Genomic DNA, 16,173 nt, shown 5'->3' with positions numbered 1-16,173 from the left:
CCATTCCGAACAGAGAAGTTAAGCTTCGTCACGCCGATGGTACTGCGCAAGTGGGAGAGTAGGTAGTCGCCGTTTTTGAAAGCAGAGCCTCCGCAGCATGAGTGTTGCGGAGGCTTTTTGCGTTTTACGGGCTTCCTACTTGAAAGCTCTGCTTCGTTTTGGTCTTTTTGAATTGCTGTGAGAAGCTTCTGACTAAGCTATAATAATGTGTGCTGAACACACGTATGGTGGTGTGAGAGGTCGGTAGATATGAAGTAAGAGCTGAATACCGATGATTGACATTGATCCTTCTTAAATTTTTATTTCCTGACAAACATAGGTCTCTTTTCTTTACAGTGCTATCCTCTGCCTGTGTTATGTGGTATTATGTATAGGGTGATAACGTGTCTTTCGATTGTATTTTAATGGTGATAAAAGATACCATTTTGTGATGAATTTTTCTCCCTTTTGGATGAACTTCAGGTAATTATCTTTATGAAATATTTGCTTATATCGATTTATCTTGCGAATATTGCAGTACGACTAAACATTCCACATACTTCATTTATGATGGAGTCTGACAGGAATGCATGCCGTACCCCGTAAAGGTACTGCTTCTGTGTATCCGGTATCCTTATGAGAACCTTAAACCAATTCCTTGGAAGGAAGGAAAATAATAACCCGGATACAAGTCCTTCTGCCTGCATCCATACCTAAACTACCATGAACAAGACGGCCTATAAGCTCTTATTGAGCTATGTATCTTTACTACTTCTTTTGGGATGCGAGAAGAATGTTGAAGAAGAAAACAGAATTCCCCTTTCGAATATTGAAGTTTCGTTTAACAGCGTGATATCCAGAGTTACCGATTTGAATTGGGACGCCAATGACCGCATCGGTGTTTTCATGTACTTGAGTGGCAGTGGTCTGTCGGAGGAGAGCGTTGTCAATTCAGTTCCAGCTTGCTACGTCTATCAGAATGGAGCATTCTGTCCCGAAGGAGAGGAAGACCGCTTGTTCTATCCGGTTGAAGAGCATGTGGACTTTGTGGCTTATTATCCGCTCCAGGATGTTTCAGGCTACAAGCTCGGGCTGGATATCTCTGACCAGCAGCATCCCTCTTCCTTTGACTTGCTTTGTAGCGACAATCTGGGAGCAGTAGAAAATCAGTGGGGATAACCATACAGCTTTGCGATTCTGAAGAGGAAGAATTTTTTGTCTACGACTCCATGCAGATTCGCCCTGAAAAGTTTGATTTTGGCGTTGAATGATTCGGCTGCCGCATTTGATGAGCGTTTGTTGTAGAAGTTCAGGATTTCGTCATAATGCTCATAGAATGTCGAGGCAATGACATTGAACTGCTTCATTCTTGAATCATCGACTTTGTTGTACCATTTGGCCATGCTCAACCGCGCTGCATCTTTGATGGTGTTCTTTGAGAATATCATTCTTAATGAGTGGGACAGACCATAAGCCATTTTGATGTCAGGATACTCCTCGAAGAGGATTTTAGCCCTTTCCTTTTGTCTTTCCGTCCATTTGTCTGCTGATTTGAACAGAAGGTAACGGCTTCTGATGAGCAATTCCGGACGCGTGTCTCCATTGGAAAAGCGGAACGGCACATAGGGCTTGCCGGTTTGTTTGCACTCTTCCATTTCTTCATTGCTTTGCTGCAAGGCGTCCCAACGGTGCGCCACACGGATTTCCTGCACGGCATCACAAGCCAGTTTCTGGATGTGGAAACGGTCAATCACTCTTTGAGCCTTCGGAAATGCGACAGAAACAATCTTGCGCATTGAATCGGAAAGGTCAAGGGTCACTTCCTCCACTTTCATGCGTTCTTCCTCGTCTATCAACTTCAGCACCTGTATCACGTCTTCCGATTTCGTGCCGGAAACGACCGCCACCAGACTTCCTTCACCTGTATGCCGGTCACGGTTGGTGACAAACGTATACAGCTCCCCATTGGACAGGGAAGACTCGTCTATGGCAAGATGCCGGCCTATGTTTTCGGGAAACAACAGCCATGAATCGGCATGGTCTAGCTGGTCCCAGTCGTGGAAGCCGCTTAGCGTTTCCTTGTACTGTTTCTCAAAGGTATGTGCATTTATGTGGTAGAATGTTTCAAGCGTACGGCAGGTCACAGGGGATGTCTCCATACGTTTCTTTTAAAAAAGCCCCGAACTCCTTGGAGTAACGGGTTCCTTTGCAGGCTATGTCAAGGCTGATTGGAAGGCTGAAACTCTTGCCTGTACGCAGGTCGGTCCACCTGCGACGGCGTATGACCAGTATGACCTTATGGTCGCGTATCGGGAAATCGGTTACATTCACAGCCTCCATGAAGCCTTTGGATGCAAAATTGGCATCTGATGACAATCCCGCATTCATTAACTCGTCGAGATAAATATGAATCTCTGTCCGACTCTGTTGCACACCTGCTATCTCAAAATGATCCAGTATTTCTGAAGGCAGCACGATACGCGCAAGCACTTCCAATTGATTCTTTTCCATAAGGCAAAGGTCGGAATTCCTCTGGATATTGGAAAACTAATCCCCACTGATTTTCTACTGCTCCACAATCTGAAGGATATTTCTGCTACTTCTACACCACTGACGCTTGACTTCGCTCATTGTCTCAGCAAACTGAGTTTTGCCGTCAGTCTGCAGGAAGGTATGCAGGAGTCGGATTTGAGTGGTATGCAGATATTTATACGAGATATTCCCATTAAGGCGACTTTCGACCTGTCAACTAGAAGGCTCGATCCGGAAGCCTCCTCAGCTTCTTCCTTGGCTGCACGGGTTACAGACACGAAGGGGGAGGCCATTGTTTATCCGGGTGAGGCACGAAACCATACGGTGTCTGTCGTACTGCCTTCCGGGCATTATGATTTCTTCATTTCTCCGGACCAGGAGGATTGGAAGCCTGGTACGAAGTATCAGTACACCCTCTCTTTGGACCGGAGCACCAACAGTCCCTCCCTGAATGCGGAAATTTCCCCATGGAAAGACGGAGAGGCAGACAGTCTTTCGAACAAACCCGGCACAAACGTTCCTTTTCCATGGAACGGATCCTCTTCAGACCGTCATTGGTATAAAGCGACAGACGCGGTATTCACTCTCTCTCGTGGCAGCGAACTCAAGGGACTTGCAGACCTGGTGAATTCGGGCGTAACATTTGAGGGTAAGACTATCAGGCTTGGCAAAGATTTGGATTTGGGTGGTCATCCTTTCACTTCCATCGGCGATAGTACTCATGTCTTTGCTGGTACTTTTGACGGTAAGAGCTTCCACATCTTAGGTTACCTTCCGGACGTGACTGATACTTATGTGGGACTCTTCGGTAACAATGCCGGACATATATGTAATGTCACTCTTGCAGGTTCCGTGGCTGTCTCGCTGACTGCTGAAGACATGCCTTCGGTCATGGGCTGTTTGGTGGGTTATAATGTGGGCAGCATTGAGAACTGCACCAACTGTGCATCCCTGACAGCTTCTCTGAAATCCTTTAATGTGAAAAAACGTGGCTTTGATATGGGTGGTATTGCTGCCGTTAACTTGGGACGTATCACCGGATGTCGTAACTACGGGCGTCTTGCCTACTCGTCTTCTGTGCCAAATGTGCCGGAGGTTCATGTTGGCGGTATCGTCGGTCTGCTGAAATCCGGTTCGATTTCCGATTGTTCCAATCACGCTTTACTGAAATGCAACGGCAACAATATCGAGCTTGGCGGTATCTGCGGATGTCGCAATTCCTTTACGGATAATCTTTCCAAGACACGGGCACTACTGTCTGCATGTGACAATTATGGCGAGGTCCGTCTTCCTGCCGTTTCCTTGATAGGCTATTGTGGTGGTATCATCGGCAGTATTGACGATTGGTCTTCCATCGAAGGCTGCCGGAACAAGGGTAATGTGTATTCCTATTCCACGGAAACTGGCAAATTGTCTTCAGCCTACGCAGGTGGCATTGTGGGACGTGGCGCACGATGCCTGATGATCCGATGCGCGAACTACGGAAAAGTTACTGCTGGCCGGTCGCGGATTGGTAATAGTATACACGCCTATGCCGGTGGTATCATAGGTTACCTCTCTACTGATTCTGAACTACACGCAAGTGTGCACCATACAAATGCCCAGGTGGAATGCAACGAAATGCTCGGTGGTCTTGTCGGTCGCATGAGGATTTTGGAGGATAAAGAGCACACCCCGGTTGTTTATGGCTGTAATATGAACCAAGGCTATCCAGCTAAATGGATTGGTTCGGAGGAAGATGACAATCCTACTAGCGGGGTGAAGATGGACGCACACGAAGAGAAATAAATGCTTTGTCATAGTCTTTGGAGTGCACCAATGGCTATGATTGCGATTTTGAGCTTAGTTAAGAAGGGACTGATTCTTTAGTGGAAGAGTCGGTCCCTTTTTATAGATACTGACATTATTTATCAAAGTCGATGAGCTGGCTGGATCGACCTATAGCCGAGATTTATTATTGTATATTTTACTGGATGTATTATCTTTGTCATTCCATATTAGTGACTTTATTTACAGATGCTAGGCTGATGTGTCTTTAAGTTCCTGTATTGCCCTTATTATAGATTATTTTGTAATGTGTCTCTTGCCCTAAAATGTTTTTTTGATTAAAAGATGTGAATTATATTATCTATCTCCTAGAATTTACTATTTTTGTTGTCGCAATTTTTGCAGGTATTTATTTCAAAGAAATCGAAGTCTTTTTACAAGAGTTTATAATGTTTATCTAGTTGTATCTGTAATGATTAGAATTGAATGACCCTCTTGTGACGATAGCTGATGGGATATTTTGGGATAAATGCCTCATATTTTATCTGTACTTTGGATTCGGTCCGCGGCAACAGAACTGAAATTTATTAACTAAACAAACAAATACTTTAAAAACTAAAAAGCTTTATTATGGAAACAACTAAGAAAAAATCTACGAAGATTTGGGGTATCAAAAATGCTGGTATAGTTATTATCTGCTGTTTCATCGTAGCAGTATGTATCTTCCGGTTCTTCTTGGGCGATGGCTCTAACTTTGTTAACAATGACCCGAACAACCACCCGGTAAACTTGTTGGGTACTGTCTATAAAGGTGGTGTGATCGTGCCGGTTATCCAAACTTTGTTGCTGACTGTTATCGCATTGAGCGTTGAACGTTACTTCGCATTGCGTTCTGCTTATGGTAGAGGTTCTTTGGTGAAATTCGTTGCTAACATCAAGGACGCTTTGGCTGCAGGTGACTTGCAGAAAGCTCACGCAGTATGTGACAAACAACGCGGTTCTGTTGCAAACGTAGTAACTGCTACTTTGGTTAAATACGCCGAAGTTGAAAACAACAATGGCTTGACAAAAGAACAAAAGGTGTTGGCTATCCAAAAGGAATTGGAAGAAGCTACAGCTCTTGAAATGCCTATGATGCAGCAGAACTTGCCGATCATCGCTACCATTACTACTCTGGGTACATTGTTCGGTCTGCTTGGTACCGTTGTTGGTATGATCCGTTCATTCCAGGCTCTGGGTGCCGGTGGTGGTACTGACTCTGTTGCATTGTCAACCGGTATTTCTGAGGCCTTGGTTAACACTGCATTCGGTATCTTGACTGGTGCTTTGGCTGTTATCTCCTACAACTACTACACTAACAAAATTGATAAGTTGACTTATAGCCTTGACGAAGTAGGTTTCTCTATCGTACAGACTTTTGCTGCTACTCATAAATAATTTCGGCTCACCTTTTAAATCATTTTAATTATGGCTAGAGCTAAAATTAAAAAGAAAGATACTTTCATCGACATGACGGCAATGAGTGACGTTACCGTACTGTTGCTGACTTTCTTTATGTTGACTTCAACCTTCATTAAGAAAGAGCCGGTAATGGTTTCCACTCCTGCTTCTGTGTCTGAAATTAAGATTCCGGAGACGGATATCCTTCAGATACTGGTCGACCCGAAAGGTAAAATATTCATGAGCCTGGATAAACAGCAGGACATGCGTGCTGTTTTGGAGGCGGTAGGTAATGAGTATGGTATTGCATTTACGCCGACGGAAATACATAAGTTCTCACTTGCTCCTACTTTTGGTGTCGCAATTGGCAAGATGAAGCAATTCCTTGCATTGCCCTCTGACAAGCAGGACGAGATTTTGAAGAATGAGGGTATCCCCTGTGACAGCGTTGATAATCAATTTAAAGCTTGGGTACGTCAAGCGCGTGCCGCTAATCCGGATTTACGTATTGCTATCAAGGCAGACCAGACTACTCCCTATTCTGTAATTAAACAAGTAATGTCATCACTTCAGGACCTTCGAGAGAATCGTTACAACTTGATTACGAACTTGAAGGAAGTTGAAGAATAAAAAACTGGTTAAGGAATATGGCAGAAGTACAACAAGGTGCAAATGAAAAAAGAGGTAAAAGCAAACAGAAAAAGATGAATGTCCGCGTGGATTTTACTCCGATGGTGGATATGAACATGTTGCTGATTACCTTCTTTATGCTGTGTACCACGATGAGTAAGCCTCAGACGATGGAGATTAGTATGCCGGCGAAAGAAGACTTGACCGATGACCAGAAATCAAAAGTTAAGGCATCTGAAGCCATTACTTTGCTGTTGGCTGGTGATGACCGGGTCTTCTATTATGACGGACAACCCAACTATGAGGATTATACATCGTTGAAGCAGACTTCTTATAATGCAGATGGTTTGCGTGCTATGTTGCTGAAGAGAAATGCGGCAGCCGTGAATGAAGTAAACAAACTCAAGCAAGATAAGATTGATTTGAAAATATCTGAGGATGAATATAAGGAGAAACTGAGCGACATTAAGGGTGGAAAGAACACCCCGACTGTCATCATCAAAGCTACAGATGATGCTTCTTATAAGAATCTGATTGATGCTCTCGATGAAATGCAGATTTGCAATATCGGTAAGTATGTGATCACTGACATTACAGAAGGTGATGAGTTCTTGATCAAGAACTTTGATGCCAAGGGTACGTTGGCCAGTGAAGCTGCAGCACAACAATAATGAATCACACCTAAAATAATATAGATATGGCAAAAATAGATTTGACTTCTTTACAATGGTGTGATCTCGTTTTTGGAGATAAGAATAAGTCTTATGGTGCGTATAAGATGCGTGCCGACTCTCCAAAGCGTCACACCCGCGCAATGATCATTGTGATTCTTGTAGTGGCTCTTGCATGTGCTCTCCCGACTTTGATAAAATTGGCTACTCCTGAACAGACTGTGGATGAAGCAATGACGGAAGTAACAACGCTTTCACAATTGGATGAACCCGAAGTTAAGCAGAAGGACTTTGTAAAACCGGTGGAAGCAACTCCTCCCCCTCCTGCCTTGAAGAGTACCATCAAGTTTACTGCTCCGGTCATCAAAAAGGACGAGGAAGTGCCTGATGAAGACCAGATGAAGAGCCAGGATGAGTTGAATGCAAGTAAGACCAGTATTTCTATCGCTGACGTAAAGGGTAACGACGAAGAACATGGTGCGGATATTGCCGACCTGAAGCAAGTCGTTGTCCAGGCCAAAGAGGAACCGGATCAGGTGTTCGATATGGTAGAACAGATGCCTACCTTCCCCGGCGGACAGGAAGAGTTGATGAAATACATCGGTAAGAACCTTCGTTATCCTGCTATTGCTCAGGAGAACGGTATTCAGGGACGTGTTATTTGTCAGTTCGTAGTTGGTAAAGATGGTCAGGTACGCGACGTTGTCGTTGTACGTACATTGGATCCTTCTTGCGACAAGGAAGCTATCCGCGTGTTGAGCGGAATGCCCAAGTGGATTCCGGGTAAGCAGAACGGTAAGGCTGTGTCCGTAAAATATACCGTGCCTATTGTCTTTAGATTACAGTAATGAGACTTGTCTCATTCCAACTCTATTAAGTGCGATGTTTTTGGGATTGCCGGTTGATGCCGGCATCCCAAAAACGATAGCACTTCAGTTTTGTTTCTTTTCTGAATAGCAGCCAGACTGGATGGCTCCTGTGGAATTACAGCATCTCTAGCCTTTCGAATAATTAGAATGAAAACCCATTTTACATATCTCATTAGCTTTATGCTCTTAGGCCTGTTGGCTGCATGCCAGCCCAAGCCGAAAGACGGTCGTACGGATACGTTCAATACCGGTTCGGTGTATATTACTGCCGACGAAAGCTTCCGACCGATCATTCAGGAAGAGATTGATGTGTTCGAAGGACTGACTCCCGCAGCTACCATAAATCCCATTTATACAACGGAAGTAGAAGCCATCAGCCTGTTGTTGAAGGACAGTGTGCGCTTGGCAATTGCCACCCGTACATTTACACCCCAAGAATTACAGTCATTTGAAAGTCGCAAGTTTCAGCCGCGTGCTATCAAGGTTGCTGTCGATGGGTTGGCGTTGATTGTCAACCGAAGCAATCCTGACACGCTCATTTCAGTCAGAGACATACGCCGGATTCTGACCGGTGATGTGCAAAACTGGAAAGATATTTATCCGTCGTCAAAGCTGGACGACATCTGTCTTGTGTTTGATAACAAGAATTCAAGTACGGTGCGTTACGCCATGGACTCCATCTGTGGTGGAAAGCCCTTGGACAACAAGAAGGTCTATGCACTGGACAACAATCTGGAAGTAATTGATTTTGTTGCCAAGACACCCGAAGCAATCGGTGTCGTCGGCGTAAACTGGTTGACAAACCGGAGTGACTCGACACGGCTCTCTTTCCGTGATGAGATTCGGGTGATGTCGGTCTCTGCCGAAAATCAGGCACGTCCCGACAATTCCTACAAGCCTTATCAGGCTTACTTGTATTATGACGATTATCCATTGGCACGGCCAATCTATATACTGTTGAATGACCCCCGTAACGGACTGTCGTGGGGCTTCTCCAACTTCATGCAGAGCGATCGCGGACAACGCATTATCCTGAAGGCCGGTCTGTTGCCGGAGATTCTGAGAGGATATATCTCTGTGAGAGTTAATGACCAATAATAAGTAGAAGACTAAAATTATCTTGATACACTCTATGAAAAGACTAAATCTATTTTTATTAGGAGCGTGTGTGGCAGCAAGCTCACTCTACGCACAATCAGAAGATTGGAAAGCAGGCGTTGCCAAAGTGAAGGATTTGATCAAGACCAATCCTGAAATGGCAGAAGAGCAAGCAGACGATTTGTTGAAAGGCAAGAATAAAAAGAATGTAGAATTGGTTTTGGCCATTGGCCGTGCATACTTGGATGCCGGACAACTGGAGCAGGCTGATGACTACGCAAAGTTGGCTAAGAAGGCCGATTCCAAATCGGCAATCGTCTCTGTTTTTGAAGGAGACATCGCTGTGGCCCGTAAGGACCCGGGTACTGCCAGCCAACGTTACGAAGAGGCTATTTACTTCGACCCGAATTGCAAGGAAGCATATCTGAAGTATGCTGATATCTACAAAGCTGCCAATCCCAGTCTGGCTACCGGAAAGCTGGAAGAGCTGAGAGCCATCGACCCCCAGGCTGTGGAAGTAGACCGTAAGTTGGCTGAAATCTATTATTCTGCCAACCAGTTCGATAAGGCTGCTGATGCTTACGCACGTTTTGCTGAAGGCGATAAGGCAACTGAGAACGACTTGGTGAAATACTCTTTCGCTCTCTTCCTCAATCACAACTTTGAGAAATCCTTGGAAGTGGCAAATCTTGGTTTGCAAAAGAATCCTCAACATGCTGTATTCAACCGTCTGCGTATGTACAACTTCATTGACTTGAAGCGTTACGACGAAGCGAAGGAAGCTGCCAATGCTTTCTTTGGTGCATGCAAGGTGGAAGACCTGACTTACCTGGATTACCTTTACCATGGTACTCTTCTGGAGGCTTTGAAGGTATACGAGGATGCAGTTGTTTCTTTGGAAAAGGCATACGACATGAACAAGGAGCGCAGCGAAGTCCTCAATCAGATTGCATCGTGCTATGAAAGTGCCGGTAAATATGAAGAGGCAATCAATGCGTTCAACAAATATGTAGAGACACTGCCGGAAGACAAGAAAACTCCGGACCTCGTGTTCCAATTGGGACGTATGTATTACGGTGAAGGTACTACCACGGACAGCATCAACTATACTCCGGAGATGAAGACGGCTGCCTTGCATAAGGCTGATTCTACTTTCGGCAAGTTGGCTGAGCTGGTTCCCGATAACTACCTGGGTAATTTCTGGCGTGCACGTACGAACTCTGCACTTGACCCCGAAACTACGGCTGGTCTGGCTAAGCCTTACTACGAACAGGTTGCTACCTTGTTGGCTGACAAGGCTAAGGAAGACAGTCGCTACAACCGCTACTTGATTGAGTGCTACCGCTACTTGGGTTACTACTACCTGGTGGCTGAAAAGTACGAAGAATCAAAAGAGTACTGGAACAAAATCTTGGCTATCGATCCCGAAGATGCTATCGCTACGAAAGCATTGGAAGGTATTAAATAGTGGATAATTTTAGTTGTTTACGTGTAAGGAGGAGCAAGAGTGATTCTTCCTCCTCCTTTTTTATGTGTTGTCTGATTTTTTCGAATGTTTTCAACTGTTCCCTTTCTCGGTACCTGGTACGGAGGAAGGGAATTTTTTTTTAGCCCAAGTCAGTCATTAGACTGCTCAAGGAACTTGCCCTTTTGAAGTGAAGAGAACTTTGAGCGGTCTAATGACCGATTTGGGTTTAGTATTTTCCCTCAAAATAGCCATGATGCTCTCCCCGGAGCGTCTTGCGCAAGAGGACACAGGGTCTTGCGCATCTCCCTGGTATCCTCATGCGCATCTCGGCAAAAGGAGATGAGCAAGACGTGGACAGGCTCTTCAGCAAGAGGATGGCAACCTTTTCCGCAAGAAGCGTCGGCCTTTTCCGTTCGCCGGAATCTGGAGTAACGGAAGCCTGAGGAGGAACAATCAGGTAGTGTCGAGTCCCGTACAATCCTATGAACAAGTGTGTTTAGTACATCTTGGATGCATGATTCCTCATGTCCCGATTTGGGTTTAATTAACAGTATGCAGAGAAGTCTGTCGAATTGTAATCTGAACCTTCGTTTTCTCTTTCTAAAATTCTTCATTAAGGCGTCTGACAGCTATAAATGGGAATCTGCTCTCCTCTTGAAAGAAAGCTCTCTTGAAAGAATGATTGACAAGATGTTCTCAAACGGCTGGATTGTGTGCAAAAAGTTCCTTCAGACTATTGCATTACACCGGATTTTTACCATATTTGCTAAAAATATGATATATGAATCCGATTAGAGACTTTGCCCAGATGACCGCACACCTGCAATCGCTCTCCCACAGGAAGCGCGTTGTGGTGGTCTGCCCGAATGACCCTCATACAGAGTATGCCGTTTCGCGTGCTTTGGAGGAAGGAATTGCCGATTTTGTATTGGTGGCCGATGCTCGTTTTGCCGCACATGCCGAGGAGATGCGCAGCCGTTGTCCGGAGCATGTGGACGTGTTGGTCGTTGCTACTCCTGACGACGCAGCCGCCTTGGCGGTGAAGATAGTCCGTGAGCAGAAGGCGGATATCCTGATGAAGGGGTTGATCAATACCGATAACCTGCTGCGTGCAGTCCTTAATAAGGAAACCGGTATCCTGCCCAAGGGGGAAGTGCTGACGCATGTCACGGTGGCACATGTCCCGACTTACCCCAAGCTGCTGATATTCTCGGACGCCGCGGTAATCCCGCGTCCCACACTGGCACAGTTCAAGGCGATGATACGTTATGCCGTCGGAGTAGCACATTGTTGTGGGGTGGAGGAGCCACGTATCGCCTTGCTCCACTGTTCGGAAAAAATCAACGAGAAGTTTCCCCATACGCTCGATTATGCTGTCCTGAAGGAATGTGCCGTCCAGGGAGAATTCGGACGTGTGCAGATGGACGGTCCGATGGATGTGAAGACGGCATGTGATATCCACAGCGGCAACATCAAGGGGCTCTCCTCGCCGGTGGTGGGCAATGCGGACATACTGATTTTCCCGAACATCGAATCCGGAAACACCTTCTACAAGTCCATCACGCTCTTTGCCAATGCCGACATGGCAGGTACGTTGCGCGGACCGATATGTCCCGTGGTCGTGACATCGCGCAGTGACTCGGGACTCTCCAAATATTACAGCCTGGCACTAGCCTGCCTGACTGAAACCTGTAAATCCCAAATACCAGTCAACCATGAGAATCTTTGTTATTAATCCGGGGTCCACCTCGACCAAGATAGCGGTCTATGAGAACGAAAAGCAAGTGTGGGTGCACAATATCCGTCATTCCACGGAGGAACTTGCGGGCTTTGTCCACATCAACGAGCAGTATGATTTCCGTCGTCACCGGATTGCGGAGGCGCTGAAGGAGGCAGGAATTGATACGAAGTTTGACGCAGTTATCGGTCGCGGCGGGTTGCTTCATCCCACACCCGGAGGCGTTTATCCGGTGAATGCGAAGATGAAGGAAGACCTGATTCATGCCGAGCACGAACATGCCTGCAACCTCGGAGCGTTTCTGGCAGACGACTGGGCTTTCCGGACGGGTTGTCCGGCATACATTGCCGACCCTGTCGTGGTGGACGAGCTGGACGAGCGGGCGCGTCGGACTGGACTGCCGCAGATTGAACGCCGTTCCATCTTCCACGCATTGAACAGCAAGGCGGTTGCCCGTCGCTATGCGGCAAGTCGGGGAGTGGCATACGAAGACATTGATGTCATCGTCGGACATCTGGGAGGCGGCATTTCCATCAGTGCACATCGGCACGGAAGAGTGATCGATGTGAACAATGCCCTTGACGGCGAAGGCCCGTTCTCCCCCGAGCGGGTCGGGACATTGCCTGCCTACGAACTGGCTGAACTGTGCTTCAGCGGACAATATACCTTGAAGGAAGTCAAGAAGATGATTACAACCCGTGGCGGGGCTGTCGCCTATCTGGGCACGAACAACCTGAAGACGGTGGAAGACCGTGCCCTGGAGGGAGATGTGGCATGCCGGGATTTCCTCGAAGCCATGTTCTACACTGTCGCCAAGCAGATTGGCGCCATGCATGTGGCATTGAAGGGGAAGGCGGAAGCCATTATCCTGACAGGCGGCATCGCCTACAGTGATTACTGCGTGGACCTGTTGCGGGAGCAAATCAGCTACCTGGCACCTGTGGTGGTGATTCCGGGTGAAGATGAGATGGGTGCATTGGCTGAGAATGCACTGGGCGCCCTGAACGGGACGCTGATTTGTCGGGAATATACCGGCGAGAAGCTGACGACGGCAACAGTTTAGGATTCAACGATATTGAGCTACCGAGATTTTTGAGGTGTTTGTGAGCCGTCAGGGGTTTTCCGCGGCTTGTCTCAGGCAATGATGTGCAAGCACGTTGCCGGGCCAACGAAACAGCCAGATACTTTCTCACAAACAGTAGAGTCGTTTTCAGGATATGATTTTGCGGGTGAGACCGGTCGTGAGGCCGGTCTCACTGTGTATAGGCAGCTGTGTCCATTTGTCCTCGGTTACTTGTCTTTAGGACGAATTGCATGTGTATTCGGACTTTTTGTCGTGTAGATGTCATCAGAAATGGCGTCTTTTGCATTGTAAAAATGTTATGAGGGAAATTGGGTATGGGTCATGCGGACCGACAGTTCCTCTGACGGTTCGCATGATTCTTCCCATATTCAGTCTCCTTTGTGATTAGGATGTCTGTGATTTCTGTGACACATATATGATGAGACCTAGGCCTGACGAACAAAGGATAAATCATTCTTTTTGACTCTTCTCTTTGTCTTGCTGTCTGTGTCCGTGGTAGCGACTATCCGGACACAGGCACAAGAAAGAGGACACGGCAGCCGGTTCCCCTCTGGACGGCTCTGTGTGCAGGAAGAGTTTTTCTGTAACTAGTCGTGGTTGACAAGGGACGAAGCGGAGAGAAGCGTCGGATGACATTTCTTTCCCTTCGTCCCCTCTTTTTCATGTGCCGGTCCATAAAAAGGGAAATAGAAGTTGTACATTGTCAGATTCTCCCTATCTTTGTGTATCATAAGAAGTTTGGTTTCACGATGACAATCCTGTAAAAACATGAAAAGATGAAAAAGGATGTAGCAACCTTGATTACAGAGACCCGCTTCTGGCAGCTCATCGAGGAGTCTCACGGCGGACGCAACCTGGAGGCAGTGTTGGGCCGATGCCCGGTGGAGGAGCTGATGGGTTTCCGTTACTGGTGGGAATATTTCGGACGTCTGTCTTACCGGCAGGACTTGTGGGCAGTGGCTTATGTCGTGCTGGGAGGATGCAGCGATGACGGGTTTGACAATTTCCGTTTCTGGCTCATGGCACGCGGACGGGACATCTTCTATGCGGCACTGGAAAACGCAGACTCCCTGTGCGATGTCTTCGGTCGGTTGAGCAACCCGTCGGGCAGTGAATATCCGCAGCAGGAGGAGCTGGACTATGCTGTGATGAACATCCTGGAAGAGGTGTACGGCAAGGACTTTGACGAAGAAGCCGCACGCTATGAATGGCCTGCCGATGTGCTGCCCCACCTTGACTTCCAGTGGGAGGAAGACGACGAAGAGTCCATCCACCGTGTGTGTCCGCGCACCTTCGACCGCTGGTGGGGCGACGACACATTCTGAACCCCGGCTTTCCGCTTCCTGGGCAGAAGCCCATAAAACTTCAAATGCGGTGTTGGTCAACTAGGCAGAATGAATTACTTTTGCAAAAAATAGCAGAGTATATGATACAATCAATGACCGGATACGGCAAGGCGACAGTCGCATTCGAAGGAAAGAAAATCAATGTCGAGATCAAGTCGCTCAACAGCAAAGCCCTCGACCTGTCCACCCGCATCGCGCCACTCTATCGTGAGAAAGAGATGGAAATACGCAACCTGATAGCCAAGCGGCTGGAGCGTGGAAAGGTGGACTTCATGCTGTGGGTGGAGAAAGATGTTGCCGACACGGCGACACCCATCAACATGGCAGTACTTGAGAACTACTACAAACAGATAAACACCATTGCCGAGACGACCGGCATCCCTCTCCCTGCCGACTGGTTCCAGACCTTGCTCCGTCTGCCCGACGTCCTGACCAAGGTGGAAATCCAGGAGCTCTCTGAAGAAGAGTGGACGGTAGTCAACGACGCCATCCATGAAGCCATCGACCGGCTGGTGGACTTCCGCCGGCAGGAAGGCGAAGCGCTCGAACGCAAGTTCAACGAGAAGCTCGACAACATCACCTCCCTCCTGGCATCCATCGAAGTGTATGAGACGGAGCGCGTCACCCGCATCCGCGAACGCATCACCGACGCGCTGGAGAAGACGCTCAGCGTCGATTATGACAAGAACCGCCTGGAGCAGGAACTCATCTATTACATCGAAAAGCTGGATATCAACGAGGAGAAGCAGCGCCTGGCAAACCACTTGCGCTACTTCCGCGAGACCATGCACGACGGACACGGGCAGGGCAAGAAGCTCGGGTTCATCGCTCAGGAGATGGGCCGCGAAATCAACACCACCGGAAGCAAGTCCAATCATGCCGAGATGCAGAACATCGTGGTGAAGATGAAGGATGAGCTGGAGCAAATCAAGGAGCAGGTGCTGAATGTCATGTGATGTCGAATACACAAACTTACGTCTTATGGGTAAACTGATTATCTTTTCCGCCCCCTCGGGGTCCGGCAAGTCGACCATCATCAACCACTTGCTGCAGCAGGACCTGAACCTGGCGTTCTCCATCTCTGCGACCAGCCGTCCTCCGCGTGGAACGGAGCGGGACGGTGTGGAATATTTCTTCCTGACTCCCGACGAATTCCGTGAACGCATTGCCCGGGGCGAGTTCCTCGAGTACGAGGAGGTCTATCCCGGACGTTTCTACGGCACGCTGAAGTCACAGGTTGAGAAGCAACTGGCTGCCGGACAGAACGTCGTGTTCGATGTCGATGTCGTGGGAGGCTGCAACATCAAGAAGTATTACGGCGAACGCGCCCTCTCGGTATTCATCCAGCCGCCATCCGTCGAGGAGCTGCGCCGTCGGCTGGTCGGACGCGGCACCGATGCCCCTGAAGTGATTGAAGACCGTGTGGCGAAGGCTGAGTATGAACTGGGATTTGCTCCGCAGTTTGATGTCGTGGTGGTGAACGACAACCTGGAGGAAGCCCAGCAGCGCGCCTACGACGTAATCCGTAAATTTCTAAACAGATAGAATCTC

At 47.6% G+C, this 16,173-nt stretch carries 15 protein-coding genes; 13 read left to right on the top strand and 2 right to left on the bottom strand.

What is annotated here, in order from left to right:
- Positions 1–702: 702 nt before the first annotated feature.
- Entirely contained in the window at positions 703–1,158 is a 456-nt protein-coding gene (locus C8275_RS14515) for a fimbrillin family protein (RefSeq protein WP_106625680.1), read from the top strand.
- On the opposite strand, the gene C8275_RS14510 is transcribed toward C8275_RS14515, so the two are convergent.
- Together C8275_RS14510 and C8275_RS14505 are read right to left on the bottom strand one after the other, a co-directional pair.
- Positions 1,146–2,138 (bottom strand): transposase, encoded by a 993-nt coding sequence (locus C8275_RS14510; RefSeq protein ID WP_199881879.1) that lies wholly within the window; start codon positions 2,136–2,138, stop codon positions 1,146–1,148. The two genes, C8275_RS14515 and C8275_RS14510, sit on opposite strands and share 13 nt — an antisense overlap.
- Positions 2,104–2,490: a hypothetical protein gene (locus tag C8275_RS14505; RefSeq protein WP_106484096.1), complete on the bottom strand. Its 387-nt coding sequence runs from the start codon at positions 2,488–2,490 to the stop codon at positions 2,104–2,106. The genes C8275_RS14510 and C8275_RS14505 overlap by 35 nt, the downstream gene beginning before the upstream one ends.
- On the opposite strand from C8275_RS14505, the gene C8275_RS14500 reads away from it, so the two are divergent.
- From C8275_RS14500 to gmk, 12 genes are all read left to right on the top strand, one after another.
- Complete coding sequence (locus C8275_RS14500) at positions 2,476–4,299, top strand: fimbrillin family protein (RefSeq protein WP_106625679.1); 1,824 nt, start codon at positions 2,476–2,478, stop codon at positions 4,297–4,299. The two genes, C8275_RS14505 and C8275_RS14500, sit on opposite strands and share 15 nt — an antisense overlap.
- A 609-nt stretch (positions 4,300–4,908) precedes the next feature.
- Positions 4,909–5,715, top strand: coding sequence for a MotA/TolQ/ExbB proton channel family protein (locus C8275_RS14495; RefSeq protein ID WP_022383403.1), 807 nt, complete (start codon positions 4,909–4,911; stop codon positions 5,713–5,715).
- Positions 5,716–5,745: 30 nt separating this feature from the next.
- On the top strand, positions 5,746–6,348 hold the full coding sequence (locus C8275_RS14490; protein WP_022383402.1) for a biopolymer transporter ExbD: 603 nt from the start codon (positions 5,746–5,748) through the stop codon (positions 6,346–6,348).
- Positions 6,349–6,365: 17 nt separating this feature from the next.
- Complete coding sequence (locus tag C8275_RS14485) at positions 6,366–7,019, top strand: biopolymer transporter ExbD (RefSeq protein WP_022383401.1); 654 nt, start codon at positions 6,366–6,368, stop codon at positions 7,017–7,019.
- 26 nt (positions 7,020–7,045) lie between these two features.
- Positions 7,046–7,867, top strand: coding sequence for an energy transducer TonB (locus C8275_RS14480; protein ID WP_106625678.1), 822 nt, complete (start codon positions 7,046–7,048; stop codon positions 7,865–7,867).
- Positions 7,868–8,035: 168 nt separating this feature from the next.
- Positions 8,036–8,986 carry a PstS family phosphate ABC transporter substrate-binding protein gene (locus tag C8275_RS14475; RefSeq protein WP_106625677.1) on the top strand — a complete coding sequence of 317 codons (951 nt, stop codon included), beginning with the start codon at positions 8,036–8,038 and terminating at the stop codon, positions 8,984–8,986.
- Positions 8,987–9,020: 34 nt separating this feature from the next.
- Complete coding sequence (locus C8275_RS14470) at positions 9,021–10,454, top strand: lipopolysaccharide assembly protein LapB (RefSeq protein WP_106625676.1); 1,434 nt, start codon at positions 9,021–9,023, stop codon at positions 10,452–10,454.
- A 781-nt stretch (positions 10,455–11,235) separates the two neighbouring features.
- Complete coding sequence (locus C8275_RS14460; RefSeq protein ID WP_106625674.1) at positions 11,236–12,189, top strand: phosphate acyltransferase; 954 nt, start codon at positions 11,236–11,238, stop codon at positions 12,187–12,189.
- The gene (gene buk, locus C8275_RS14455) at positions 12,170–13,255 is read left to right on the top strand and encodes a butyrate kinase (RefSeq protein ID WP_106625673.1); all 1,086 of its coding nucleotides are present in this window, start codon (positions 12,170–12,172) and stop codon (positions 13,253–13,255) included. The genes C8275_RS14460 and buk overlap by 20 nt, the downstream gene beginning before the upstream one ends.
- Positions 13,256–14,052: 797 nt before the next feature.
- Positions 14,053–14,601: a DUF4240 domain-containing protein gene (locus C8275_RS14450; RefSeq protein WP_106625672.1), complete on the top strand. Its 549-nt coding sequence runs from the start codon at positions 14,053–14,055 to the stop codon at positions 14,599–14,601.
- A gap of 101 nt (positions 14,602–14,702) precedes the next feature.
- Entirely contained in the window at positions 14,703–15,578 is an 876-nt protein-coding gene (locus C8275_RS14445) for a YicC/YloC family endoribonuclease (protein WP_022383393.1), read from the top strand.
- A gap of 25 nt (positions 15,579–15,603) precedes the next feature.
- Complete coding sequence (gene gmk / locus C8275_RS14440; RefSeq protein ID WP_106625671.1) at positions 15,604–16,167, top strand: guanylate kinase; 564 nt, start codon at positions 15,604–15,606, stop codon at positions 16,165–16,167.
- Positions 16,168–16,173: the final 6 nt, after the last annotated feature.

The sequence above is a fragment of the Bacteroides sp. Marseille-P3684 genome, assembly GCF_900291465.1.
Lineage (GTDB): Bacteria > Bacteroidota > Bacteroidia > Bacteroidales > Bacteroidaceae > Phocaeicola_A.
This window is presented reverse-complemented; position numbering and strand designations above follow the sequence as displayed.